Here is a 26,097-nt window from a genome sequence, read left to right on the forward strand (position 1 = left end):
GGCCGGGGGAGGGCTGGCCCTGGCGCTGCTGCTGGCCCTGCGCGATGCCGGCGAGCCCGTGCCCGCCGCCGGCATCGGCCTCTCGCCCTGGACCGACCTCAACCTGCCCATCACCGCCCTGCGCCGCGTGGCCCGCGAAGAAGGCCTCTTGCTCGAAGCCCTGCAAATGCGCACCTGGGGCCCGCTTTACGCTCACAAAACGCCCCTTTCGCACCCGCTGCTGTCACCCGCCCGGGCCGATTTGCACGGCCTGCCGCCGCTGCTCATCCAGATTTCTACCGCCGAGGTGCTGTATGACGACGTGCTGAAATTCGCGAAGAAGGCCCGCGCGGCCGGCGTGCCCGTCACCGTGCAGCCATTCGAAGGGCTGGTGCATTGGTGGCACTTGTTCTGGCGCGTTGTGCCCGAGGCCCGGCAAGCCCTCGACCAAGTGGCCGATTTCCTGGCAAATATGTGGGCCCAGCAGGCCACGGAGCCCATTCGGCTGCCCGTGAGCGAACGGCGGTCCAGCGTGCGCCGCCGCGCCGCATAAGCTGGGACTGAATTGCTTGTGGTATCCTGACGCTGCTCCTGAATATTTGCAGAATTGAAAAAATAAATTCTCTTTTTGATGATTTTGAGCCACTTTTGGAGAAATCCGGCGTACACGGCTCAACTATATTGCAGAGTGTTCGTAGGTTTGCATCGAAAATAGTCGGCTTGCATACTAATTTGTTGCGGCAACGGTCTTTATTTCAGTTACTTCCCTTTTTTACTTTCACCCCAACCCGTTTCCTCACCATGGAAGATTTGTTTAAGAAGTTCGTTAATGCTGGCGTCGGCTACATCGCCCAGGGCAGCAAGTCGGTCCAAAGCACCATCGAGAAATTGGTGAAGGACAACAAGATGACCCAGGCCGAGGGCAAAAAAATCGTGGACGAGCTGCTGAAGAGCGGCGAAACCAAGCGCGCTGAGCTCGAAAAGCAGTTTCAGGGCTTGGCCGACCGCGTGAAAAGCACCGTTGGCCTCAGCGATGCGAAGCCCAAAAGCAAGGCTGCCGCCAAGAAGCCAGCCGCCAAGCCCGCCACTAAGTCGGTGGCGGCCACGGCCAACGGCGCCGCCAGCAAAGCCGCTGGCGCCGTAAAGAAAGTTGCTGACAGAGTGAGCACCGCCGCTGATTCGGCCCAGAAGTCAACGGCTGCTAAAGCCGCCGCCGCGGCCAAGCCCGCCGCGAAACCCGCCGCGAAAACGGCTGCCAAACCGGCCGCGAAGCCCGCGGCCACAGCCGGCGCCAAACCAGCCGCGAAGCCGGCCACCAGCAAGCCCGCCGCCAAGAAGCCGGCCGCTCCCGCTGCTGCCGCCAACGCCGAAGGCAATGCCTAAGCCGTTGCTTCCCATCTGACCAAAAGCCCCGTTTGCATTCCGCAAACGGGGCTTTTGTTATCGCGCAAGCGTGGTTGGCAGCGTCACCAAACCCATTTTACCGGCGCGGCAACGCGAACCCCACCCGCGCGCTCCGGCGGCCATCCCGCGCCGGGTTACTACTTTCACCCCCGATGTTTAAAAACACGATTTCCAACCTCACCCGCATCCGGCAGGTGGCCGAGGTGCTGCTGCGCTACGGCTTTGAGGATGTGGTGACGAGCACGCCGCTGCGCCGCCTCGTGAGCCAAAGCCGCCGCCTGAGCTGGCAGCGGGCCGACCGGCAGGTGTTTGAAACCACGCGCTGGGAGCGGGTGCGGCTCATCATCGAAGAGTTGGGCCCGACGTTTATCAAGCTGGCCCAGGCCATGAGCAACCGGGCCGATTTGCTGCCCCAGGCCCTGATTGACGAGTTTGAGAAGCTGCAAAGCAACGTGCCGCCGTTTGAGACGGCCCTGGCCCGGCAAATTATCGAGGAAGAATTGGGCCGGCCGATTTCCGAAGTTTTCAGCGAGTTTGACGATACCACGCTGGGCTCGGCCAGTATTGGGCAGGTGCACCGGGCCCGGCTGCTCACCGGCGAGGAAGTAGTGGTGAAAGTGCAGCGCCCCGGCGTGCGCGACAAGGTGCGCTCCGACCTGGCTTTGCTGCACGAATTGGTGCGCCTCACGGCCGGCTTCCTGCAAAAGCAGGGCCTTGCCAACCCGCAGGACATTGTCGACGCCTTCGAGCGCAGCATGAGCAAGGAGCTGGACTACACCGCCGAAGCCCGCTCGATGGAGCAGTTTCGCAAGCTGTACGAGGACTACACCACGTTCTACATTCCCAAGCCGTTTCGGGAGCTGAGCACCGAGCGCATCCTCGTGATTGAGTTTGTGAGCGGCTGCAAAATCACCGACAAAGCCCAGCTGCTGGCCTGGGGCCTGAGCCCCGAAACCGTGGCCGAAACGGGCATGGACATCTACCTGACCCAGATTTTTGAGTTCGGGATTTTCCACGCCGACCCGCACCCCGGCAACGTGCTGGTGCAGCCCGATGGCACGGTGGTGCTCATCGACTTTGGGATGGTGGGCCGCCTCACCAAGCAGCAGAAATACGCGTTTGCGGGCGTGTTCATTGGCATGGCGCGGCAGGATGCGCGCAGCATGGCGCTCAATTTCCGCCGCCTCGCCCTCACGGCCGAAATCCCCGACATGCGGGCTTTTGAGGCCGATTTGAGCCAGCTGATTGAGGATTTTGCCACCCTCGACGTGAAGGAAATGAGCATGAGCGACCTCGCGGATGCGCTGCAAAACGTCATTTATACCTACAAATTGCAGGTGCCGGGCGCGGTGTTCCTCATCCTGCGGGCGCTGGTGATTCTGGAAGGAATTGGCAAGGTGCTGCATCCCAACTTCAACACGTTCGAGTTCGTGCGGCCCTACGGCGCCAAGATTATCCGGGAGCAATATTCCCGCCAAAACCTGCTCAGCGAGGCCGAATACACGGGTACGCAGCTGCTGGCCCTGCTGCAAACCCTGCCGGCCGATGTGCGCCAAATCGTGCGCAAAATCAGCAAGGGCGAGCTGCGGGTAAAAATCGAGCTGATTGGCTACCAGACCCTGCTGCGCAAGGCCGACCAGCTGGTGAGCCGCACCATTCTGGCGTTGCTGAGCGTGGGCGGGCTGCTGTTTTCGGGCCTGTCGCTGCTGGGCCATTACTCGCCGGATATGCCCTACCGGCGCGGCGTGCCCGAAATAACGTGGTGGAGCCTGGGCGCTACCGGGTTCCTGTTGCTGATTCTGCTGCTGTTGGGCACCCGGCGGCGGGAGAAATAGCGCAGGGGTGCGCTGAATTTGGGGCAAACATTGTAGCCGTGCTTACCGGCCCCGACCTTTGCGGTCGTGGGCCGTATTTCCGCCCGCCTGACTACATGTCTCCTTCGTTTTTCTCCCGCGTAGTTCTGGCCATCTTTGGCATTTTACTGGGAGTAGCGCCCCACCTGGCCGCCAGCCAGACTGCCCCGGTGGGCCCGCCCGTGCTGCGCGAGGCCAGCCTGCGTACCGATACCGCTACCTATTTATTGAGCCGCAATACCGTGGCGGTGCAGGGCGTGCCCGCGCTGTATTTCTGGTTCCGGCACGACGATGAAACGGTAGAATTGCGGCTCTACCCCGCCACCGCCACTGCCACCAACCCCAAGCCGCTACGCCTGCGCCGCAGCCCCGATTACCTGCAGCTCGACTCGCTGACCAAAGAAGACGACGGCGGTTTTCGCACCCGCCTCAAGTTCCAGAACCTGACCAGCAGCCGGTTTCTGCGCCTGGTGGTGGAGCAGACGGCCGACTCGGCCGGGCGGGAGCCGCGCCGCCAGGTGGTGCCGCTGCTGCCACTGGCCCGCACCACGGTGGCGCTGCGCGTGGCGGATAACGAGCTATTCGTGGGCGAAGAAAAGGTGTTTGAGCTGACCAGCTCCAGCCTGCGCAACGTGCACACCACCGGCGAATGGGTGCGCGGCGCTGATTTCGACTACCGCCTGGTGGCCGAAACCAACGGCGTGCTGCGCCTGCATGTGCTGCCCAACCAGCTTGGCCTGCGCACCCTGGCCGTGAAGCTCCAAACCGAACGGCCCGTGCTGGTGGCCGGCAACCGCCTCAGCTACCAATTGCCGGTGCTGAAACAGGAGTTCAACGTGAAAGCCAGTCGCTTGCGCTTTCTCTCGCCTGACCAGCGCAGCGTGACAATGGACGACGCGAGCCGCCGCCGGGGCGTGGAATTGATTCTCGACAACGGCCGCAGCTTCGAGCTGCGCCGCACCTACCGCGTGGAGGACCAGGAAGAGCCCGGCGGGGGGCTCATCGCCGAAATCTTTACCCGCCAATTCCTCAGCAACGACCGGGTGCTGTGCTACCTGCGCCCCTACAACACCCACCGCCAAACCGAGGGCTACCTGTACATCAAGGACAACGACGTGGCCCGCTACATCACCAACCTCGACATCACGCCCCAAACCGTGATTCGGAACGTGCAGGTGCTGCACCGGGGCGGCGACTGGAGCCCCGGCCTGAGCGTGAGCCCCGGCGAAACCGTGGACGTGCGCCTGGAGGGCGAGGGCCTGCAAAAGGCGCGCATTTCCTTCGAGGATTTGCCCATCATCCCGTCCGATTCGTCGGTGCGCACCGATACGCGGCTGGTGTACCGCGTGCGGGTGCCAGTGAGCTTTGATAAGCGCAAAAGCAACATCTACAATGCGGGCCAGCCCACTGGCTATTCGTTGGGCATCAAGGAGTTTCAGCGGCCGCACCCGCTCGATTTCGTGTCGGTGACGTACGGCGACGCGGCCCGGCCCATTACCCGGCTGAACGGCCCCGTGCTTTACGATGGCACCATTCGCGACGTGGTGTTTCAGTTCAACCCCAACGGCATCGACAAGCCCGACCAGCTGTTTGGCAAGCAGTACCTGAGCTTCGAAATCCGGACCCTCAACAGCAAAGGCGACCTGATTGAGCTGCGCAACGTGGAAAGCCTGCTGGTGTGCCCCGGCGATAACTCGCCCCGCTCCGCCTTCTACGCCGACAAGCAGTGCCGCACCGACCCGCTCAGCCTCAACTCCCTGCTGGGCCGCAAAACCTACGACCTCGACGAGTGGAGCCGCATTGTGGTGACGGTGAAGCACCAGGCCAGCCAGTACGGCGAAACCGGCTATACCCAAACCGTGGAGCTGGTGCTGAAGCGCCGCTACAAGTTCGACATCGACGTGAGCTTCCCGGCGGGCCTGCTCACCCGCAAGCAGGGCGACACCGGCTACGGCGACCTGGGCGGCATTTCACTGGCCACGCTGGCCCAGCTCAGCTTCTACAGCCCCGACAAAATCAACCGGCTGCGGCCCTACAAAATCGGGGCGGGTTTTGTCGCCCTCAATGCCTTCAACTTTGGCAGTAGCACTACCGGCCGCGACCTGGGCGTGGTCATCCTCGGCTCGGTATACCCCACGCGGCGGGAGGCCAAGTTCACGTTTCCGCTGTATCTCGGCGGGGGGTACCTGCTGGGTACCAATCGGTGGTTTTACATGCTGGGGCCGGGCATTGGGGTGCGGCTGTAGCGGGTAATATTTCACGCCGGGTTTCGGAGCGCTCATGCACCGGAACAACCCGGCGAAACCGGCTTGAAGGCTTCCACCACTCCCCAATCATCGAGTTTTTCGTGGCGTTTGTAGAAAAAAGCAGGAGGGTAGCAGGGGTTGGGCGGTAGGTTTGGGGCATGAAGTCAATTCGTCCCTTGCTGCCCTCGGTTTTAGTTTGGTTTAATCCCCTCTTGAAGAGCCCGCGTGCGTTGGGAATGGCCGCGCTGCTGCTGGCCGGGGCCGCCCCGCGGCTGGCCCACGCGCAGGGCCGCGTCACCATCAGCGGCACTGTCAAGGATGTTAAAACCGGCGAGGATTTGACCGGGGCGTCTATTCGCATCGTGGAGCTGCCGGGCACGGGCACGGCGGCCAATGCCTATGGGTTCTACACGCTCACCGTGCCGGCCGGCACCTATACCGTGGAGGCCAGTTTCGTGGGCTACGCCGCCCAGCCGCACAAAGTGACGCTCGATAAAAGCCAGCGGCTCGACTTCAAATTGGCCACCGGCGGCCAGGAGCTGAACGAAGTGGTGGTGACCGGCCGCGGCGGCAGTCAGGCCAACATCAGCAAAGCCCAATCCGGTGTCGAAACGCTGGATATGAAGCAGATTGCCAAGGTGCCGGTGCTGTTTGGCGAGAAGGACGTGATTAAAACCCTGACCTTGCTGCCGGGCATCAAGACGGCGGGGGAGGGCAGCAGCGGCTTTTCGGTGCGCGGCGGCAACGTGGACCAGAACCTGATTCTGCTCGACGAAGCGCCCGTGTACAACGCCTCGCACCTGCTGGGCTTCTTCTCGACCTTTAACTCCGACGCCATCAAGGACCTGACGGTGTACAAGGGCGGGATGCCGGCGCAGTACGGCGGGCGGCTGTCGTCGGTGGTCGACATCAAGATGAAGGACGGCAACAACCAGACGCTGCACGGCAGCGGCGGCCTGGGCCTCATTGCCTCGCGCCTGGCCCTGGAAGGCCCCATCGTGAAGGACAAAGGCTCCTTCCTCGTCACCGGCCGCCGCACGTATGCCGATGTCTTCCTGAAGCTCTCCAAAAACGAAACCACCAAAAGCGCCAAGCTTTACTTCTACGATTTCAACGCCAAGGGCAACTTCACGCTCGATGCCCGCAACCGCATCTACTTCTCGGGCTACCTGGGTCGCGATGTGCTGGGCATCAGCACCTTCGAAAACAACTACGGCAACCAGACGGCCACGCTGCGCTTCAACCACTTGTTCACCGACCGGCTATTCAGCAACACCTCGCTCATCTACAGCAAGTACGATTACCAGATTAAAATCAGGGCCAACGACTCGGATTTCAGCATCGATTCGAAGATTAAGGACTGGAACCTGAAGCAGGATTTCGAGTTTACGCCCAGCACGAAGCAGACGGTGCGTTTCGGGGCCAACGTCATTTACCACACCATCACGCCCGGCCACGTCACGGCCGCCGCCGATGCCGTCGTGAATTCCACGGTTGACAAGACCAACTACTCGCTCGAAACGGCCGGCTACGTCTCGCACGAATGGGCCGCCACCGACAAGCTTGATTTCACCACCGGCCTGCGGCTGTCGGCCTTCAACCTGCTGGGCGCCGGCGATTATTCGAGCTACAACCTGGCCGGCACCGTCATGGAAACCAAGCACTACACCGCCGGCCAGGTCATCAAAACCTACGTGAACCTGGAGCCGCGCCTGGCCGTGAGCTACCAGCTGGCGGAAAACACCGCGCTGAAGGCCGGCTACGCCCGCAACGTGCAGAACCTGCACCTGCTGAGCAATTCGGCCGCGTCGTCGCCCACCGATTTGTACGTGCCCACCACCAACAACGTGAAGCCCGAGCTGGCCGACCAGCTGTCGGCCGGCTACTTCCGCAAGCTGGGCGCGCACCAGGACTACTCGTTTTCGGCCGAGGTGTACTACAAGTGGCTGCAAAACCAGATTGACTACCGCGACGGCACCCAGCTGCGCGGCAACCAGGACGTGGAAAGCACGCTGCTTTACGGCAAGGGCCGGGCCTACGGCGTCGAGTTTCTGTTCAAGAAGGAAACCGGCCGCCTCACCGGCTGGGTGGGCTACACGCTGAGCAAATCGGAGCGGCAGTTCACGGAAATCAACAGCGGTGCGTGGTTCAACGCCCGCCAGGACCGGCCCAACGACCTGTCCGTGGTGGCCGTGTACGACCTCAGCCCGAAGTGGAGCCTGTCGGGCACCTTCGTGGCCAGCACCGGCAACGCCGTGACCTACCCCGTGGGCAAGTACTACGTGGCCGGCCAGGCCGTGAGCCTCTACGGCCTGCGCAACGCCGACCGCCTGCCCGGCTACCGCCGCCTCGACATCGGGGCCACGCTCGAAAAGCCCCAGCCGGAGGGCCACCGCTTCCACCACAGCTGGAACTTCTCCATCTACAACGTGCTGGGCCGCGAAAACCCCTACAGCATCACCTTCCAAACCAACCCGGACGATGCCACCCGCACGCAGGCCCTGCAAACGGCGCTGTTCCGAATGGTGCCCTCAGCGACGTACAATTTCAATTTTTAAGGCACGAGTTTCAGAACGAAGCAGAACGTCATGCCGAGCGCAGCGCAGCATCTCGCGTGCTGCCACTAATCAATACAATTGAATTACTACCACAGGCGAGATGCTGCGCTGCGCGCTGCATGACGTTCAAAACCACCATGAAAAACCGTTTCACTTTTCGCTTCCTGGCTGCCGCCACCACCCTGCTGCTCACGGCCTCCTGCCAGAAGGTCATCACCCTCGACCTCACGGAAACCGCCCCGCGCCTGACCATTGAGGGCAACCTGGCCGATGATGGGCAGCCCTGCACCGTGCTGCTTTCGCGCAGCGTGAGCTACACCGACACCAACGTTTTCCCGGCCGTGAGCGGCGCCGTGGTCACGCTGAGCACCGACGCGGGCGGCCTCGAAACCCTGCGCGAAACCAGTACGCCCGGCCAGTACCGGGGCAGCACCATCCTGGGCCAGCCGGGCCGGCGCTACACCCTGCGTGTGGAAGCCGACGGGCAGGCCTACGTGGCGGCGTCCACGCTGCCGTCGCCGGTGGTGCCGCTCACGGGCCTGCACGCGCAGAAAGCAGCCATTGGTACCAATATTCAGGCGGTGCCGGAATACCTGGACCCGGCCGGCCCGCGCAATTACTACCTGTTCCGGCAATACCGCAATGGCCTGCTGAATAAGTCCATTTACCTGCAAAACGACGAATTCACCGATGGCAAGGCCAACGTGCGGGGCCTGGGCGTGGGCGGAGGCCCCAACAGCGGCACCGATGCCGACAAGCTCGCGACCGGCGACAGCCTGCGCGTGGACATGCAAAACGTGGACGCCGACGTGTACGAATACTTCCGCACCCTCAACCTGGCTTTGCAGGGCGGCGGCATGGCTACGGCCTCGCCATCCAATCCAAAATCGAACTTCACGGGCAACGTACTGGGGTATTTCAGCGCTCACTCGGTGCGCCACCGCACGGTGCTGGTGCCGGTGCTGTAAAAGGCTCCAGGGAAAATCGGCAGCACGTCGTGCAGCGCGCAGCAAAGCCTCTCGCTCGCAGTGAGTAATTTAAGGCTAATTGCCACGAGGCGAGCAAGATGCTTTGCTGCGCTCTGCATAACGTGCTGGATTCTTTTCTTACATAATTTCCCAACACTCACCCATGACACTCAGCCTGTTTCAGCCCCGCGCCCTGCGCATCCTGGTGCACGTAGCGGCCTGGCTGGCGGTGGCGGTGCTGCTGGTCGCCTTTGCGCAACTGGTGCTGGGCGTCGAGGCCAACCTGCACGCGTTCCGGATTCTGGCCCCGGTTTCGTTGCTGGCCGGCTTTTTCTACCTGAATTACTGGGTGCTGATTCCGCGGCTGCTGGCCCGTCGGCGCTTCGGGCGCTACTTCGCGCTGGTGCTGCTCATCACGCTGTTGTTTGCCCTGCCAGCTATTCTGAAGCATTTTGGCGTGATTTCATTGCCGCCCCATCCCACCCCGAAGCGCTGGGGGCAGGTGAACCCGGTGCAGGTGCTGTTCGTGCTGCTGTCGCTGGTGTGGGTGGTAAGCAGCGCCTTGCGCATCACCGGCGAGTGGCTGCAAAGCGAGGAAATGCGCAAGCAGCTGCACAGCGACCAGCTGGCCGCCGAACTGGCCTTCCTCAAGTCGCAGGTGAACCCGCACTTCCTCTTCAACACCCTCAACAACGTCTATTCCCTGGCCGAGCTCAAGAGCGACGACGCGCCGGCCGCCATCCTCAAGCTCTCGCACCTGATGCGCTACATGCTCTACGAGGCCCACGCGCCCCGCGTGCCGCTCACCCACGAAATCGAGCACCTGCGCACCTACGTCGACCTCCAGCGCCTGCGCCTCGACCCCGACCAGGTGCCCATCACCTTCGCTATTGAAGGCGACCCGCACGGCCACCTCATCGAGCCCATGCTGCTCATTCCCTTCGTCGAAAACGCGTTTAAGCACGGCATCAGCTTCCAGCATGCCTCACGTATCGGCCTGCACCTGCGGGTGGCCGACGATGGTCTGGCGTTCACGGTGCGCAACCGCGTGTTTGCCACCGCGCCCGACGCGCCGACCGGGGCCACGCCCGTGGGCGGCGTGGGCCTCACCAACGTACGCCAGCGCCTCAGGCTGCTCTACCCCGGCCGCCACGCGCTGGCCCTCGACCGCACCGAGACTGATTTCACCGCCACCCTCACCTTAACTTTCGACCATGCTCCGGTGCCTGTTAGTTGACGACGAGCCGCTGGCCCTGCGGCTGCTGGCTAGCTTCGTGGCGCGGGTGCCGTTCCTCACGCTGGCGGGCACCTGCCGCAGCGCCCTCGAAGCCCTCGACGCCCTGCGCCGCGAGCCGGTGGACGTGATTTTCCTCGACATCCAGATGCCCGACCTCACCGGCGTGGAGTTCGTGCGCAGCGTGCGGCCCGAGGCCTTGGTCATCTTCACCACTGCCTACGAAGCCTTTGCTATAGAAGGATTTGCCCTCAATGCCCTCGACTACCTGCTGAAACCCATTGCCTTCGACCGGTTTCTGCAAGCCGTGCAACGCGCCCAGAACCGCCTGGCCCCGCCCACCGAAACCGCCCCGCCCGCTGCTCCTGCGCCCGCCGACGACTACCTTTTCATCAAAGCCGATTACCACTCCCAGCGCGTGGGCCTGCGCGAAATCCGCTACCTCGAAGGCCTGAAAGACTACGTCAAGGTCTTCACCGCCGCGCCGCGCCCGCTGCTCACCCTCAACTCCCTCAAGGCCTTTGAGGAGCGGCTGCCGGCCACCGATTTCGTGCGCGTGCACCGCTCCTACATCGTGGCGCTGGGCCACATCGATTCCATCCGCAAAAACCGGATTTATCTCGGCGACGTCGTAATTCCGGTGGGGGAGGCCTATCTGGAATCCTTCAACCGGGCAATTGAGACACGGAACATGCACTGAGTGCAAGGCCTGGCTGTAATCAATTAAAATATGCCAACGGGACCTGCAGAAATTCGGCAATCTGGTGCCCTAATTCCAAAGCGTATTCTTTCTGATTTAGCCCAAACTGTTGCAATATTATTCCCTATACTGAGCCGGTTACGGAAAGCATCAAGACATATTCTCCAATTTTATCCGTGCGCATTCGGCCTTCTTCTCCAGTTGTTATAAGTTCGGAGAAATACTTGACCGTGACACCAGAAAGGGCGGGCAAGGCTTTCCATTCTCCAAATTTCCATTTGAAGAGGCCTGTATAAACGCGGTAACGCCGGGCTACTAAGTCAAAGCCAAGACCCTTATACAGAAAGCCTAAGCTCAATGATAGCAACAAGCCGAGTATTCCCAGCAGCCAATTGCCGCAGTAGAACCAGTAGATGCCAGCCGCCGCAAAAGCAGCAGCCAACAGCGATTCCCGGGTTAATAATTTCGGCGCGTTGAGGGCGATGTCCACCACAAAAAAGTGGGTAAATAAATAGCCTGGCACTGTTATTTGCCGGGCTATTTATTACGGAGCTATTTGATGCAATTATTTCAATTGCATATCGGCAATTATTGCCGCTATTTTCTCGTGGCCCAGGCGATGTGCCAAATCATAGTCAACCGCTGATTTCAGGGGTTGCTTCACGCTGAAATAGAACTTGATTTTGGGTTCGGTGCCGCTGGGGCGGGCCGATATTTTGCTGCCGTCTTCGGTGAGGAACTGGAGCACGTTGGAGCTTTCCAGGCCGGTTTCGGTGCTGAGGCCGGTGCGCAGGTCGTGGATTTTGCCGGTTTTGTAGTCCCGGATTTCCACTACTTTCAGGCCGGCGACGCTCTGGGGCGGGTTGGCGCGCAGGCTGGCCATCATTTCCTGAATTTCCTCGGCGCCGCGCTGGCCTTTTTTGGTGAGCGAAATCAAATCCTCCACGTAGAGGCCGTAGTGGGCGTACATCGCCACCATTTCCTGGTAGAGGGTGCGGCCTTGGTCCTTGGCCACGGCGGCCATTTCGGCCACCAGCGCGCAGGCCGAGATGGCGTCCTTATCGCGCACAAAATCGCCGATGAGGAAGCCGTAGCTTTCCTCGCCGCCGCCGATGTAGGTTTCCTGGCCCTCCAAATCGCGGATGAGGCCGGCAATGTATTTGAAGCCGGTGAGCGTCTGGTAGCTCGTTACCTGGTGCTCGCGGGCGATGTCACCCAGGATTTCGCTGGTTACGATGGTGTAGACGATGAAATCCTTGGGCGTGCTCTGGCCGGCGCGGTGCCGGGCCGAAAGCAGGTAGTTGGTGAGCATGGCGGCGGTCTGGTTGCCGTTCAGCAGCACCCATTCGCCTTTATCGTTTTTCACGCCCACGCCCACGCGGTCGGCGTCGGGGTCGGTGGCCAGCACGATGTCGGCGTTGGTGGCCTGGGCCTGGTCGAGGGCCAGCTGCATGGCGCTTTTCTCCTCGGGGTTGGGCGACTGCACGGTGGGGAAATTACCGTCGGGCGTGGCCTGGGCCGGCACCACGTTCACGTTGGTGAAGCCAAACTCGCGCAGCAAACCGGGCACCAGCGTAATGCCCGAGCCGTGAATGGGCGTGTATACGATGTTCAAATCGTGCTGCCGCTGGATGGCGGCCGGGTCGATGCTGAGCTTCCTGGCTTGCGCGAAATATTTCGCGTCCACATCGGCGCCGATGCTGATAATCTTCGACGGGTCGGCCTCAAATTTCACCTCGCTAACGCTGGTAATTTTATTTACTTCAACAATAATATTCGTGTCGTGCGGCGCCACTACCTGCGAGCCGTCGTTCCAGTATACTTTGTAGCCGTTATATTCCTTTGGGTTGTGCGAAGCCGTTATCACACAGCCGCTTTGGCAGCCCAATTCCCGAATGGCAAACGACAGTTCAGGCGTCGGACGCAGGGCTTCAAATAGATAAACCGTGATGCCGTTGGCCGAGAAAATACCGGCCGCTATTTGCGCAAATTCGGTGCTGTTATTCCGGCTGTCGTGCGCGATGGCGACCTTGATTTCCTGGCCGGGGAAACTCTGCAACAAATAATTGCACAAGCCCTGCGTGGCCATGCCCAGCGTGTAGCGGTTCATGCGGTTCGAGCCCGGCCCCATCACGCCGCGCAGGCCGCCGGTCCCAAATTCGAGGCTGCGGTAGAAGGCATCGGTCAGGGCGTCGTCCTGCCCGCTGGCCTGCATATCGCGGATGGCCTGCTGGGTTTGGGCGTCGTATTCCGGCGTGAGCCAGGTGTTGATGGTTTGCTGGATTTCGGGGGCGAGGGGCATGGGAAGGAAATAAAGGAGGTTTGGTTGGGCCGGAAACGGCCGTAAAGGAAAGCGTTTTGCCGGAAAAAAACGCACGGCTCAGCCGGCAGGAATGTGGCCGCAGCTCCGGTGCACGCCCCAAATCAGGGAACCTGGATTCTGCGGGAAAATACGCCGGCAGTCGATTCGATTTTCAGTAAATACGTCCCGGACGCTACTTGCGACACATTCATCTCCTGGGCCGCGCTGCCGGCCGGCAGCCAGGCCGTGCTCACGGCCCGGCCCTGCAGGTCCTGCAGCGTCAGGGCCAGCTCGCCGGCGGGGCCCTCGGCGCGCTCAATGCGCAGGGTTTGGCGGGCGGGGTTGGGGGCGATGACGAAGCCCGCCGCGTGGTTCTTCGTGGCGGCGGTGGGCACGGCCGGGGCCAGCCAGCGGCTGGTATTCAGCGCATACAGCCGCTGGGGCACGGTGACGACGCTCGTCAGCCGCTCATTCGAGAGGAATACGCGGTAGCGGTCCACGAAGCACAGGCCCTCGGCCTGGCCGATGAACAGGGCGTTGGGCAGCTCAATCCGGCGTTTGTTGCCCTGCAAAAACTGGCCGCCCCGGAAATCCGCCAGCAGCCACAGGAACGTGGCCCCGGTGCTGGCGTTGTAGCCCAGCAGGCCCGCGCCGGTGCCGGCCGCGTTGAGGTCGGCCGCCGTAATCAGGCCATTTACGTTGAAGCTGCCCTTCAGATGGGCCACGTAGGTGCCGGGCTGCGCCGGGACGGTGTAGTACCTGGTGCGCAGGTCAGCCCAGTTCTTGGTGAATAAATGGAGGGAGTCGTTGGCGTAGAAGAAGGCTTCGCAGTCGAAATTGTGGTTGTTGGTGCCGGGGCTGAAGTTGGTTTGGTCGGGGTAGCTGAAGGCAATTTCCTGCGCGGTGACCGTCTCGGCCGGGCCGGGGCCAATGGCGGACTTTTGCACCCGCAACACCCGCAAATTGTGCCGGTCGCCGTTGTTATTGCCGAAATCGCCGACGTAGAGGTACTGCGCGTCGGCCGCGATGTCCTCCCAGTCCACATTGCCAAAATTGCTGATGGTGACCTGCTGCAGCACGTTGCCGGTAGTCGAATCGACCCGGAACAGCACCGGCGCATTGCCGCTGTCGTTGAACGTCCACAGGTTCTGGCTGCTGTATTGCAGGCCCGAAGATTCGGGCACGGCCGCATCCAGCGGCGCTTTGGTGACCAGCGTGGTACTCGTGACGGCGTACTGGCAGGACCCGTCGTTGCTGGTGGCGGCGGGGTTGTAGTTCGTGGCCCGCGGGTCGGGGCAGCCGGTTTGGGCCTGGGCCGAGGTCGCCGCCACCAGCAAAGTGAGCAGCAGCCCCAGAAACGTAATCTTCACCATCATCCGATTGAATAAAAAGAGGGCAGCTCGCGGTACCGGCTTCGTGCGTCACGACCGGCCCCGCAAGCTACCCTCTGCGTTCCTTCCACGAAAACTTCTTCGTCTTTTACGAAGAAAAATTATAAATTCCCCCGCAATGCCTGCTCGCGCTCAATGCTCTCGAACAGGGCCTTGAAATTGCCTTTGCCGAAGCTCTTGGCCCCTTTGCGCTGGATGATTTCGTAGAATACCGTGGGCCGGTCCTCCACGGGCTTGGTGAAAATCTGGAGTAAATAGCCTTCCTCGTCGCGGTCCACGAGCAGGTTCAGGTCTTTCAGGGATTGCAGGTCCTCATCAATGGCACCGATGCGTTCCAGCAGGTCGTCGTAATACGCGCCCGGTACGCTCAGAAACTCCACGCCGCGGCGGCGCAGCTCAGTGACGGTGCTGCGGATGTCGTTGGTGGCGATGGCGATGTGCTGCACGCCGGGCGAGTGGTAGTAGTCGAGGTACTCCTCAATCTGCGATTTTTTCTTGCCTTCGGCGGGCTCGTTGATGGGGAATTTCACGTAGCCGTTGCCGTTGGAAACCACCTTGCTCATCAGGGCCGAATACTCGGTGCTGATGTCCTCGTCGTCAAACGTGAGGAGCAGTTTGAAGCCCATTACGTCCTCGTAAAACTTCACCCACTGGTTCATTTCGCCCCAGCCCACGTTGCCCACGCAATGGTCGACGTGCAGCAGGCCCACCGGCGTGCTTTGCGGCACGGTGCTGGTTTTGGCCACAAAACCCGGCATGAATGCGCCGGTGTAATTGGTGCGCTCCACGAAAGTGTGGACGCTCTCGCCGTAGGTGTAGATGCCGGACAACGTCACGGAACCGTATTCATCCTCAAGGGTATAGGGCTCGAAAGCCGACTTGGCGCCGCGCTTGGTGGTTTCCTCCCACGATTTGCGGGCATCGTCCACCCACAGGGCCATCACCTTCACGCCGTCGCCATGCTGGCGCACGTGCTCCGAAATAGCGGAATCGGGCAGAAGGGAAGTGGTGAGGACCAGCCGGATTTTGCCCTGCTGGAGCACGTAGCTGGCGCGGTCACGCAGGCCGGTTTCGGGGCCGGCGTAGGCCACCAGCTCGTAGCCGAACGCGGCCTGGTAATAGTAGGCCGACTGCTTGGCGTTGCCGACGTAGAATTCGACGTGGTCGGTGCCTTTGAGGGGGAGGAAGTCCTGAGCGGGTTGGGCCAGCACTGCGGGCGAGGTCATGGTTTGCATGGGCGGGGAGGGGAAATGGGGGGTGGGGTTGTGCGGGTAAAATTACAGGTTCCGGCAGAATTTGGCCCGCCCTTGAAAAATGAAAGAGCGCCGACTGCGAACGTTTGGCAAATCATCCCCATTTTTGTAGCCAATCATCTGCCTTAGCGCCCCCATGAATACCGAAGAACTGAACCGCGCCCTCGTGGCCCTGATTGAAAAGAAAGCCGAGCTGCACACCCTCACCTACGACGACGCCCGCTACGACGACGTGGAAGAGGCCCTGCACGACCTCGAAGATGACTTCAACGATGAGTACGGCGACTTCCTGGAATCGGCCCTCGACAAAGTACACACCGACCTGAAATCGGACACCGACGTGCTGCTGCCCACCGCTTACCTGCCCAGCAACCCCGGTTCCACGCCCTCGCCCAAAGAAGGCGTCTGGGTCGATTCGGAGAAGTACCCCGGCAAGGAAGCCCGCATCACGCTCATCCCGAACCCCGTGCGCATCATGCTCACCGTGGGTAAGCAGGTGCAGCAGGAGCTGTGGAAAGCGTAGGCCGACGGCTTCGCAGAACGAAAAAAGCGTGACCGTCACGCTCATCTGGCGTCCGCGTAGCCGAAGTATCTCGCGTGCAATAGTAACCCAATTGTTAAAACAAGGATTACTACCGCAAGCAAGATGCTTCGGCTACGCGGACGCCAGATGAGCATGACGGTCTGTTATTCTCTCCGATTTAAAAAAATGCTCTACCGCATCGCCGAGCCTGCCGACTGGCAACACGCCCAGCAAACCGGCTTTTTCGCCAGCGCCGACCTGGGTGCCGAGGGCTTCATCCACTCCTCGGAGCCCCACCAGATTCTCGAAACGGCCCGCCGGTACTATGCCGGGCGGGCCGATTTGGTTTTGCTGGAGTGGGACGAGGCCGCCCTGGCCGCCGCCGGCGTGCGCGTGGAGCGCGAGTGGGTGGAGCGCCGGCAGCAGCATTTTGCGCACGTTTTCGGGCCGGTGCCGCTGGCTGCGGTGGGCCGCGTGTGGCCGTTTGCCGCCGATGCCGCCGGTGAATTTGAGCTTCCGGCAGCGCTTGGTATATTAGGTGAATAATATTTTTGTCACCGTGCAACCCCGGCCAGGCTGCCTGCATCTTCCGGCCAGAAGCACTCACTAAATGGCTGGTTTTATGCTGCCTTTTTACCGTCGTTCCTGGCGCATGCTAGCCCTCGCGGGGCTAACCACAGCCTGCGCCCCCACCTACCAGCTGGGCCTGAAGCCGGCTAAATCCACCAACCTCTTTGTCGAAGGCCGCGAGCAGGCCCAGGCCACTGCCGACAGCGTAGAGGTGCGCCTGAGCTTCGTGTGCTACGAGGGCAACCGGGTGGTGTTCGAGGCTGAATACCGCAACCCAACCATGCGCCCGCTAGTGGTCGACCCGGCCGCGTTTCAATACGAAGCCAGCCGCCTGCCCGCCCCCGCCCCCAGAGCCAGGCGCCCCAAGCCCCTGCCCGGCACCGAAGTAACGGCCGCCGTCGCCGCTGCCAGTGCCTCGCTGCCGCTGCCGCCACTGCCGCCCCAGGCCGTGCCCGCCTTCGACCCCGAGCCTGAAATAACCGCTCTGCACAACCGTGCCGAGAGCGAAGCCAGTAAAGCCGCCCGCATCGACTGGCTGGGGCTGGCCCTGGGCGTGGCCAGCGTGGCAACGGACGTGGCCAGCATCGGCAAGCGCGAAACGGTGGCGCAGTACCAGAGCCGCGCCGCCATCCACGACGTAGCCGTTACGTACAACGCCATCTCAGCAGCCACCAAGATTGAGCACGCCGTGACGGCCGACGTATTGCAGCAACGGGCCGCGCACCTCCAGGAATACGCCCTGCGCAAAGTGACCCTGGCGCCCGGCCAGCAGGTGCGCGGCTACCTCTACTTCCCCCGCTACGACGCGGCCGATGCGCTGGTGGTGAAGGCGCCAGTGGGCAGCCGCGTGGTGCCGCTGGAATTCGCGCAGGTGCGCACCCGGAAATGATGGTAGCTAAGGAGGGGCAACATGACTGATGACGGGGCGATTAAAATCCTGTTCGAGGCCACTAATGAAGCTCTTGTGATTGGCAATGGCACCCCATAAAAACGGCCCCGCGATTTATCGCGGGGCCGTTTTTATGGGGTAAAAGCGCCGGTTTAATTCACGTCCCACCACACGGGCGTGGTGATGTCGCCGGGCGTGAGGCCCGTTTCGGCTACGTGCGGGTTGCGCTGCAGCTCCGAGTCGGGGTAGGGCAGGCGGCGGACGAAGCGGCCGGCGCCGAGCAGGTTGGTGAGCGGGGCTTGCAGGCGGGGCTGGTTGCTACGGCGCGCTTCGGTCCAGGCTTCGGCCCCGTTCGTGGCGAAGAAGGATATCCACTTCTGCACGAAAATGTTGCGCAGCCTGGCGGCCAGGGTGGTGGCGGCCGTCCAGCTCACCTGCGGGCGGGCGAGGTAAGTGGAGGCATCGGCGGTGGCGATGCCGTAGCGGGTGAGGGCGGCCCGCACGCCGGTTTCGTAGAGGGCTTGGGCGTTTTCGGTGGCGGGGGCCCAGCCACGGGCGGCGGCTTCGGCCCGCAGCAGCTGGCTTTCCTCGTAGGTGAGCAGCAGCGTGGGGCGCGACTTGGCAGGCCCATCGGTGGCCGCGATGCCGGGATAGGTGCTGCCGGCCTTGCTCACGTTGATGAAGGCCTGACCGATGAAGAAGGTGCCGGGGTACGACAGCCGCACGGCCGGCGTGCCGGTGGCCGTGGTGAAGTTATTCGGGTACGGTGCGTTCTGGCCGGGCCGCACGAACAGGAAATCGACTGGCGTGGTCGTCAGGTCGGCGTCGAGGGCGTACACGGGCAGGCGCGGGTCCTGGTACCGCACCAGCGTGTCGCCGACGTTGCTGCTGACTGCCAGGTTATTTTGCAGCCGGAAATTGGTCTGGTAAAACGGATTTTCGGTATTGGTGGCCGTGCCGTTGGCAAACTGGTAGCTGTCGCCATTGCGCATGAAGTTGAAGTCGGTGGCGGCTTGGTTGCGGGCGTACAGGGCCTGGATACCGGCGCGGGCGCCGGTGGGGTCCACCTCGCTCAGGCGCAGGTACAGGCGCAGCTTCAACGTATTGGCCAGCCGAATCCATTTGGCCATGTCGGTTTCGGAAGCGGCGCGGTAGTTCAGGTCGGCGGTGCCGGGGAAGCGGCCCTGCTGCTTGTTGATGTCGCCGATGGCTTCATCGAGCAGCGCTTGCAGGCCGGCGTAGATGTCCTGCTGCTTGTCGTATTTCGGCGTTAGATTCGCTGAGCCCTGCAGGGCTTCGGAGAAGGGCACGTCACCGTATAAATCCGTGATAACCTGGTAGGTGTGCGCTTTTAGGATTTTGGCAATGCCCACCATACGCCACTCGTTGGCCGGCGTGCCGGAGTTGATGACGTACTGGAAATCCTCCAGCGCCCCGGCGTACAGCCCGCCCGAAAACTCGCGCCCGTCGAAGGTGCTGGTCGGGATGCTGAACTGGTCCCAGGCGCGGTATTGGTTGCCGCCCTGGGCAATGCCCAGGTGTTGCGCCAGAATCTCGCCCACCACATTGTACTGCCCGCCCACAATGAAGCTGACGTGGGCCTGGCCCGATGGCAGGACGAGGTTGATATCGGCCGTGGTGGGGTTGTTGGGGTCTTTGTTGATGTCGAGGAAGTCCTTTTTGCAGGCGCCGGCGCCCAGCAGCAGTCCCAGCACCGCAGCGAGTCGGATGGTTTGCGTTTTCATGTCCGTAAGGGTTGCGGTGAGGTTAGAGCGTGAGGCGCAGGCTGGCGCCGTAGGAGCGGGTGGTGGGGTAGGCGTAGAATTCGAAGCCTTGGTTGTTGCCCGAGCCCAGGGAGCTGACTTCGGGGTCGAGGTGGGGCTGCGACTTGGGCGTCCAGAGGACCAGGTTGCGGCCGATGAGCGAGAACTGAATGCCCGTGAGCTTCACCTTGCTCACCAGCGTGGTGGGCAGGCTGTAGCTCAGGCTGGCCTCGCGCAGTTTCACGTAGGAAGCATCGAAAAGCGTGTTTTCGCCGGCCGTCGACACCTGCCGCCAGTAGTTGAAGCCGCCATCGGTGAGCACCGTGGTGTTGGGGATGAAGGTGCCCGAGCCGTCGGGGTTCGGAATGGCCGAGTTGGGGTACAGGAAGGGCTGCCGGTCGTTGGCGGTGGTTTCCTCCAGCGCCCCGGCAAACTGCAGGGTGCTAATGGTGTTCGAGAAGAACTTGCCGCCCTGCCGGGTGTCAAACAGCACGTTCAGGGCCAGGCCTTTGAAGGCCAGCGTGGTGGACGCGCCCGCCAGGTAATCGGGCTGGATATTGCCCAGCGTAGTCAGGATTGGGCTCAGGCGCGGGAAGCCGGTAACGGGGTCGACGACCACGCGGCCTTCGCCGTCGCGCAGCATTTGGGTGCCGAAAAAGCTGCCGTAGGGCTGGCCCACGCGGGCCTCAAGGGCCACCGAGCCCAGGCCGCCCACGGTGATGTTGGGCGTCACGTTCGTGACTTCGGTCACGCGGTTGCGGTTGCGGGTGAAGGTGAAATTCAGGTCCCAGGTAAAGCCGTTCTTCAGCTGCACGGGCGTGGCGTTCAGGGCCAGCTCGAGGCCGCGGTTTTCCATGGTGCCGGCGTTGGCGGTTTGCGAGGTGAAGCCCGAGACGCCGGGCACCGGCACGTTTACGATGATGTTCTTGCTGACCGATTTGTAGTACGTGGCATCAATTCCGATTCGGTTTTTGAAGAAGCGCAGCTCGGCCCCGCCTTCATAGGCCGTGGTCAGCTCCGATTTCAGGCGCGGGTTGCCGAGCACGTTGCCCACCCGGAAGCCCGGCACGCCTTGCAGCGGAAACACGTACTGCGCCTGAAAGCCGTTGTCGACGGTGGAGCGCACGAAAACCGGGTCGATTTGGTAGGGGGTCGGGGGCTTGCCCACTGAGGCAATGTTCGCCCGCAGCTTGCCAAAGCTCAGCACGGTGGTGGGCAGCCTGAAGGCGTCGGTGAACACGAAGCCCACGTTGGCGCTGGGGTAGAAGAAGGACCGGGTGGCCGCCGGCAGGGTCGAAGTCCAGTCGTTGCGGCCAGTCAGGCCCAGGAACAAATAGTCGCGGTACGAAAGCTGCAAATCGGCAAACACGCCCAGGATGCGCTGCTTGGTATCGACTTTGGTGTTCGTGACGGCACTGGTGTTGCTCAGGTCGTAGAAGTCGGGCACAATCAGGCCCACGCCATCGGCCACGCTGCGGGAAGTCAGCTGTTCCTGGTAGTCGGAGCCAAGCACGCCCTTCAGCGCGATGGTTTCGGTGAGGTGGCGCGTCACGTTCACCAGCACGTCGGTGGTGAGGTTGCGGCCGAAGTTGGCGTCTTCCAGATAGCGCCCGGCCAGGTTGTTGATGGTGCCCTGCGCAATGGTCTGGCGGCGGCGGTCGGTGTACACGTCCAGGCCCTGGCGGAAGGTCAGGTTCAGCCAGTCCAGCGGGTCGTAGCTCACCGAGGCCGTACCCAAAAGCCGGTCCACGTCGTCCGTCAGCAGGTTTTTGTCGAGTATGAAGTACGGGTTGTTGCGGAAGCCGGCCAGGTAGTAGCCGTTCAAATCGTAGCGCGGGTCGTTGTAGTTTTTCTGGTCGGTGATGGAAATATCCCGCGGGGTATTCACGATGGTCTGGATGATGTTGGCCCGCGACTGGCCCTGCACGCCCCGGTCGCCGCCCGACTTCACATACGTCAGGGAGCCCGAGGTCGTCACCTTATTAAACAGCTGCGTACCACCCGTAAAGCTCACGCTGGTGCGCTTGTAGGTAGTTTTCGGAATGAACGACGAGGTGTGTACGTCGGCCAGCGACACGTAGAAATTCGAGGTTTGGCTGGAGCCAGCGAATGAAATAGCGTTGTTGGTCGTAACACCGGTTTCGAAGAAGTCACGCACGTTGTTGGGCTTGGCCGTCAGCGGGATGGAGTCCACGGCCGTGGCGTTGGGGTCGGCCAGGCCCGCCGTGTGCCAGTCGGGCACCAGCTGCCCGTTCATGCGCGGGCCCCAGCTCACGTTGTCCGCGGGGTCGTAAACGCCGTCGTTGCCCGCGCCGTAGGTGTTCTGGAATTTGGGCAGGCGGTTCACCCGCTCGAAAGTCACGGCGCTGTTCACCGTTATCTGCGAGCGGCCCTGCAGCCCCGCGCCCTTTTTGGTGGTGATAATAATGGCGCCCGACGCCGCCCGCGCCCCGTAGAGGGCGGCGGCGGCCGGCCCTTTCAGGATGGTGATGGACTCCACGTTATTGGGGTCGATATCGGCGGCGCGGTTGGGCAGGTCCACGCCGTTGTTCAGGTCGTCGCCGTTGCCGCGCGGGGTGGCGGCGCTCAGGTTGGTGGCCGCGTTGTTGCTGATGACGTTGCCATCAACCACGTAAATCGGCTGGTTATCACCCGTAAAAGACTGCGCCCCCCGGATAACCACCCGCGTAGCCCCGCCCGCCGCACCCGAGGCCGACGAAATCTGCACGCCGGCCACCCGGCCTTGCAGCGAGCGCACCAGGTTCTGCTCGCTGGCGCGCGTGAGGTCCTTATTTTCCAGGGTTTCCACCGCGTAGCCCAGCGACTTCCGGTCGCGCTCAATGCCCAGGGCCGTTACCACCACTTCGTTCAACTGCTTGGCATCGGTCACGAGGCTGATGTTGAAGGTGCTTTCGGTGCCAATGGGCTGCTCCACGGTGGTATAGCCGATGTAGCTGAACACCAGGGCGCCGCCCGTGGCTGGTACCGTCAGCGCGAAGGTGCCGTCGTTGTTGGTCGACGCGCCGTTGGTAGTGCCTTTCAGCAACACGGTCACGCCGGGCAGGCCCTGCCCGCTTTGCCGGTCAATGACTTTGCCGGACAGCGTGCGGTCCTGGGCCATGCCGTGCCCGAGCAGGATGAGCATCAGCAGGATACTGAGTAGTAATTTCTTTTTCATGGTGAGTTCTTTTTCATAGTGAGGGGCGGGAAAACGGCTGGTGAGTGAAGGGGGATTATTGGCGACGGGTGGGCTCCGGCTGGGCTCGGCAGCCGGGTAGGCAGCTGCAGGTTGCTCCTCACTCACCAAGGAGGAACTTCCCGGCTCATGCGGGTTTGCAGACCCGCATGGCCCGGCCAGAGCCTGCCCGTTGCCTTTTCCGGAGGCACTTAATCCGTGCCCGTCGCGGGGAAGCGCGGCGCTTGTGCGGGTCGTCGTTGGCTAGGAATGGGGGTGGGCCGGGGCGTGCTTATTCGCACCGGCCGGCCGCCTTCGGTCAGGGCGTAGCAATGGTTCGGGGCCAGCGGCCCCAGGCGCTGGCGCCGGCCGGAGGGCCAGACCACCAGCAGGCTGTCGGCGCGGCGGGCCTGGTCCAGGCCGAAATGTACCCGCAGGTCATTCTGCCCCTGGAAAGCGTTTTGGGCCGATACGGTGCGCAGCTGCCAGGTGGCCTTGCCCTGGATTTGGGCTTTCACGGACACCCGCGCCCCCAGCGCCGAGCGGTTGGAAGCAGCGCCGGCCAGCGCCAGACTAAGCCAGCTGCGGCCGTGCCGCTCCAGGTCGTTGCGGTACAAGCCCTGGGCCGGGCCCAGGCCGGTTATGTACACGTCGAGGTCGCCGTCATTGTCATAGTCGCCCGCCACCAGGCCCGAGGCCCCGGCTGGCCCCACCAAACCGGGCATTGCCGTGAACCGGCCGCCATCATTGCGGTAGTAGGCCGTAGCCAGCGAGTCGCTGGTTATGAACACGTCCTGGTCGCCGTCCAGGTCGAAGTCGCCCCAGCAGTTGGTGAGGTGGTGGCTGCGCGTGGAGAAGGGCGTAGTCGTCGCTACGTACCGGCCATCCTCATTGAGGTATAAGCGGGTGGGGGCGGCGCGGTAGTTCGTCAGGCACAGGTCGAGGTCGCCGTCATTGTCCACGTCGACGAAATTGTAGCATTGCCCGTCCTGCGGCTGGGCGGCGAAAGCCGGCGTGAGCAGGCGCTGCAATGGGCCCCAGGCGGCTTGAGCTCCCAGGTTGCGATAGCAGAAATCAGGCTTGGCCGCCTTCACGGCGCCCGCCGCAATGAACAAATCCTGCTTGCCATCCAGGTCAAAATCAGCCCAATACGGTACGGTGTAGGCTCCCAGCGAATCGGTGAAAGCGTAGCCGGTTACGGGGGTGAACCCCAGTGGGCCCGCCGTTTGCACAAATAGCTTGCAGGGCTGCCGGGCCGCGGCGGCTGGGTGGAAACCGGCCGCGTGCACCAGCACCACGTCCAGGCGCTGGTCATTGTTGAGGTCGCCCAGCGCGCAGCCCCAGGCGGCGTAGTTGGCCAGGCCCGGAAAGAGGGCTGTGATATCCGTAAAATGGCCTGCGCCATCGTTGCGGTAGACGGCGCTGGGAAACTGGGCCAGCACCACGTCGGGGTCGCCGTCGTTGTCGAGGTCGGCCCAGCTGCACCCGCTGGCTTTCTGGCCGGCGGCGTTGTTGCCGATAGCCGTCGGCATTGCCTTAAACGTGCCGTTTCCCTGGCCCAGAAACAGGCCGTTGGGCGCGGCAAACAGGTCGAGCCAGCCGTCGTTGTTTACATCAATCCAGGCGGCGCCGTGGTACACGCCGGGCACGGTATAAGTGGCCAGCGGGTTGGCCGGGTCGCTGATGCGGGTCCACTCATTCTGCGCCGCCCCGGAACGGCCCAGCAGCAATAACCAGAAAAGGAGGGAAGCAGGGCGCATGGGCCGTCGGAATTGGTTTTTCCCAAAGCACGGCGGCAGCCCGGTCGGGGTGGTTAACCCCGATAAACATCACCCTTTTTACCCGCTGGCAATGGGGGTCGGGCGGTAATCCCGGCCGGGATTACCCTGTGCGCTTTGGCGAAACTCGCTGGGAGTTAGGCCGGTGGAGTTTTTGAAAGCCTTGTTGAAGGAAACCTTGTTATTGAAGCCCACTTCGTAGGCCACCTCAATAATATTGAGCTGCTGGCGCGAGGTATGGCTGAGTAATTCCTTGGCTTCCTCGATGCGCAGGGCGTTGATGTACTCAAAGAAATTCATGCCCAGCTGCTCATTCAGCACCTGCGAAAGGTGGTGCCGGCCCAGGTTGAGCCGGGCCGCGAGCGTGTTGAGGCGCAGGTCGCTGAGGCGGTAGAGCTTCTCGGTGCGCATGAGCTGGTCGAGCTGCCGGGCCAGGCGCACGGCCAGGTGCGGGGGCAGGCCGGAATTGCGGTAGCGGGCCTCGGGTTCGGGCTGCGGCGCGGGCTCCCGTTCAGGCCGTGGCTTGGCGGTAGCGGCTTGCGGTGGCACCATCGGCGGTAGTTGGGTGGGAAAGGCGGGGGGCTGCACCGTGGCCGGCACCCGCTCGAACGAAGGAAACTGATTGTGCTGAAAAATGTAGGGCTGCACGTAAGCCAGCACCGCCACCAGTGCAATGAAGCCGGCCATGCTGAAGGAAATGCCGTAGTCCCAGGTCCGGGTGAAGAAGTCCATCTGCACCAGCACGTAGTATGACCAGTTGGCCAGCACAAACCCCAGGTAGCTCAGGCTAAACCAGCGGGCCCAGTGCGCCACCTGCCGCAGCGCGCCAAAGGTGCCCTGCAAGCGTGCAATGGCCACCGCATAAACTGACAAATGCCCCAGATACAGCCAGGGCAGTGCCGCGTGGTAATAGGCGTAAAAGCCCGGCGTACCCCGCCCGGCTGCTTCCTGCAAGGCATGCCGCTGGGCCGGGGGCATGAGCAGAAACGGCAGCTGCACCAGCAGCGCCACCAGAAAGGGCAGAAAGTGCCACCGCCGGGCGCGCGACGCCACGGGCTGCTGCGTCAGCTCCTCCAAATACAGGTAAAACAGCGGCCCAAACAGGAAGAAGAACAGCTCGGGTATGCCATTGACGTAGGGGAAGAACTGCAAATAGCGGCTCCACCACAGCACGTAGTACAGCAGCACCACCGAAAACAGCACCAGAATGGTCACCACGTAGCGCACCTGCGTCTTGCGCTGGCCGGCCTGGCTATACAGCAGCGGGGCAATGAACAGCCCAAGAAAAGCGACCAGGGCGAAACCGGTGGTCCATTGGTCAAGGTTCGGCTCTTTCATGGCGCAGCAGGCTAAAGGTGAGGTCGGGAGGAGCGTATCTGAATAGATGCCGGAACCACAAAAAAGTGGCACGCCCCGTCCATAAAAATTTCAGCGCCCCGCCCAACGCGGCGGGTAGCAACGCACTACGCCGCCCCTGCCAGGCGGCGTGGTGCGTTGCTACCCGCCGCGTT

General features: G+C 62.4%; 19 protein-coding genes. 11 read left to right on the top strand and 8 right to left on the bottom strand.

Going from position 1 to position 26,097, the window contains the following annotated elements:
• The 8 genes from J4G38_RS14090 to J4G38_RS14125 form a co-directional block, all read left to right on the top strand.
• Positions 1–532: alpha/beta hydrolase (locus J4G38_RS14090; RefSeq protein ID WP_226163417.1), on the top strand; the 532-nt coding region annotated here is incomplete at its 5' end.
• A gap of 248 nt (positions 533–780) precedes the next feature.
• A complete protein-coding gene (locus tag J4G38_RS14095) occupies positions 781–1,362 on the top strand; it encodes a phasin family protein (RefSeq protein WP_210517160.1) in 582 nt (193 codons plus the stop codon).
• Between the two features lie 173 nt (positions 1,363–1,535).
• Entirely contained in the window at positions 1,536–3,218 is a 1,683-nt protein-coding gene (locus J4G38_RS14100) for an ABC1 kinase family protein (protein WP_210517158.1), read from the top strand.
• 95 nt (positions 3,219–3,313) lie between these two features.
• The gene (locus J4G38_RS14105) at positions 3,314–5,482 is read left to right on the top strand and encodes a hypothetical protein (protein ID WP_210517156.1); all 2,169 of its coding nucleotides are present in this window, start codon (positions 3,314–3,316) and stop codon (positions 5,480–5,482) included.
• 212 nt (positions 5,483–5,694) lie between these two features.
• Entirely contained in the window at positions 5,695–8,040 is a 2,346-nt protein-coding gene (locus J4G38_RS14110; RefSeq protein WP_226163419.1) for a TonB-dependent receptor, read from the top strand.
• Positions 8,041–8,177: 137 nt separating this feature from the next.
• Positions 8,178–9,008, top strand: coding sequence for a DUF4249 domain-containing protein (locus tag J4G38_RS14115; RefSeq protein ID WP_210517154.1), 831 nt, complete (start codon positions 8,178–8,180; stop codon positions 9,006–9,008).
• Positions 9,009–9,171: 163 nt separating this feature from the next.
• Complete coding sequence (locus J4G38_RS14120) at positions 9,172–10,245, top strand: sensor histidine kinase (protein WP_210517152.1); 1,074 nt, start codon at positions 9,172–9,174, stop codon at positions 10,243–10,245.
• Complete coding sequence (locus J4G38_RS14125) at positions 10,223–10,942, top strand: LytR/AlgR family response regulator transcription factor (RefSeq protein ID WP_210517150.1); 720 nt, start codon at positions 10,223–10,225, stop codon at positions 10,940–10,942. The genes J4G38_RS14120 and J4G38_RS14125 overlap by 23 nt, the downstream gene beginning before the upstream one ends.
• Before the next feature lie 124 nt (positions 10,943–11,066).
• On the opposite strand, the gene J4G38_RS14130 is transcribed toward J4G38_RS14125, so the two are convergent.
• The 4 genes from J4G38_RS14130 to hppD all read right to left on the bottom strand — a co-directional run bounded on the left by J4G38_RS14130 (position 11,067) and on the right by hppD (position 15,870).
• Positions 11,067–11,432, bottom strand: a complete 366-nt coding sequence (locus J4G38_RS14130) for a hypothetical protein (protein WP_210517148.1) — start codon at positions 11,430–11,432, stop codon at positions 11,067–11,069.
• A 75-nt stretch (positions 11,433–11,507) separates the two neighbouring features.
• Positions 11,508–13,244, bottom strand: coding sequence for a phospho-sugar mutase (locus J4G38_RS14135; RefSeq protein ID WP_210517146.1), 1,737 nt, complete (start codon positions 13,242–13,244; stop codon positions 11,508–11,510).
• Positions 13,245–13,366: 122 nt separating this feature from the next.
• On the bottom strand, positions 13,367–14,620 hold the full coding sequence (locus J4G38_RS14140) for a T9SS type A sorting domain-containing protein (RefSeq protein ID WP_210517144.1): 1,254 nt from the start codon (positions 14,618–14,620) through the stop codon (positions 13,367–13,369).
• 116 nt (positions 14,621–14,736) lie between these two features.
• Positions 14,737–15,870 carry a 4-hydroxyphenylpyruvate dioxygenase gene (gene hppD / locus J4G38_RS14145; protein ID WP_210517142.1) on the bottom strand — a complete coding sequence of 378 codons (1,134 nt, stop codon included), beginning with the start codon at positions 15,868–15,870 and terminating at the stop codon, positions 14,737–14,739.
• Between the two features lie 154 nt (positions 15,871–16,024).
• Between hppD and J4G38_RS14150 the strand changes: the two genes are divergently transcribed.
• From J4G38_RS14150 to J4G38_RS14160, 3 genes are all read left to right on the top strand, one after another.
• Positions 16,025–16,411 carry a hypothetical protein gene (locus J4G38_RS14150; RefSeq protein WP_210517140.1) on the top strand — a complete coding sequence of 129 codons (387 nt, stop codon included), beginning with the start codon at positions 16,025–16,027 and terminating at the stop codon, positions 16,409–16,411.
• A gap of 186 nt (positions 16,412–16,597) precedes the next feature.
• Complete coding sequence (locus tag J4G38_RS14155) at positions 16,598–16,957, top strand: DUF952 domain-containing protein (RefSeq protein WP_210517138.1); 360 nt, start codon at positions 16,598–16,600, stop codon at positions 16,955–16,957.
• Positions 16,958–17,063: 106 nt separating this feature from the next.
• Positions 17,064–17,870 carry a hypothetical protein gene (locus J4G38_RS14160; RefSeq protein ID WP_226163421.1) on the top strand — a complete coding sequence of 269 codons (807 nt, stop codon included), beginning with the start codon at positions 17,064–17,066 and terminating at the stop codon, positions 17,868–17,870.
• 152 nt (positions 17,871–18,022) lie between these two features.
• Here J4G38_RS14160 and J4G38_RS14165 read toward each other — a convergent pair whose 3' ends face one another.
• The 4 genes from J4G38_RS14165 to J4G38_RS14180 all read right to left on the bottom strand — a co-directional run bounded on the left by J4G38_RS14165 (position 18,023) and on the right by J4G38_RS14180 (position 25,924).
• Positions 18,023–19,615 (bottom strand): SusD/RagB family nutrient-binding outer membrane lipoprotein, encoded by a 1,593-nt coding sequence (locus J4G38_RS14165; protein ID WP_210517134.1) that lies wholly within the window; start codon positions 19,613–19,615, stop codon positions 18,023–18,025.
• A gap of 22 nt (positions 19,616–19,637) precedes the next feature.
• Positions 19,638–22,811, bottom strand: a complete 3,174-nt coding sequence (locus tag J4G38_RS14170) for a SusC/RagA family TonB-linked outer membrane protein (protein WP_210517132.1) — start codon at positions 22,809–22,811, stop codon at positions 19,638–19,640.
• A gap of 209 nt (positions 22,812–23,020) precedes the next feature.
• Positions 23,021–24,568, bottom strand: coding sequence for a CRTAC1 family protein (locus J4G38_RS14175; protein WP_210517130.1), 1,548 nt, complete (start codon positions 24,566–24,568; stop codon positions 23,021–23,023).
• Positions 24,569–24,646: 78 nt separating this feature from the next.
• The gene (locus tag J4G38_RS14180; RefSeq protein WP_210517128.1) at positions 24,647–25,924 is read right to left on the bottom strand and encodes a helix-turn-helix domain-containing protein; all 1,278 of its coding nucleotides are present in this window, start codon (positions 25,922–25,924) and stop codon (positions 24,647–24,649) included.
• Positions 25,925–26,097 lie beyond the last annotated feature (173 nt).

The sequence above is a fragment of the Hymenobacter terricola genome, from assembly GCF_017921975.2.
Lineage (GTDB): Bacteria > Bacteroidota > Bacteroidia > Cytophagales > Hymenobacteraceae > Hymenobacter > Hymenobacter terricola.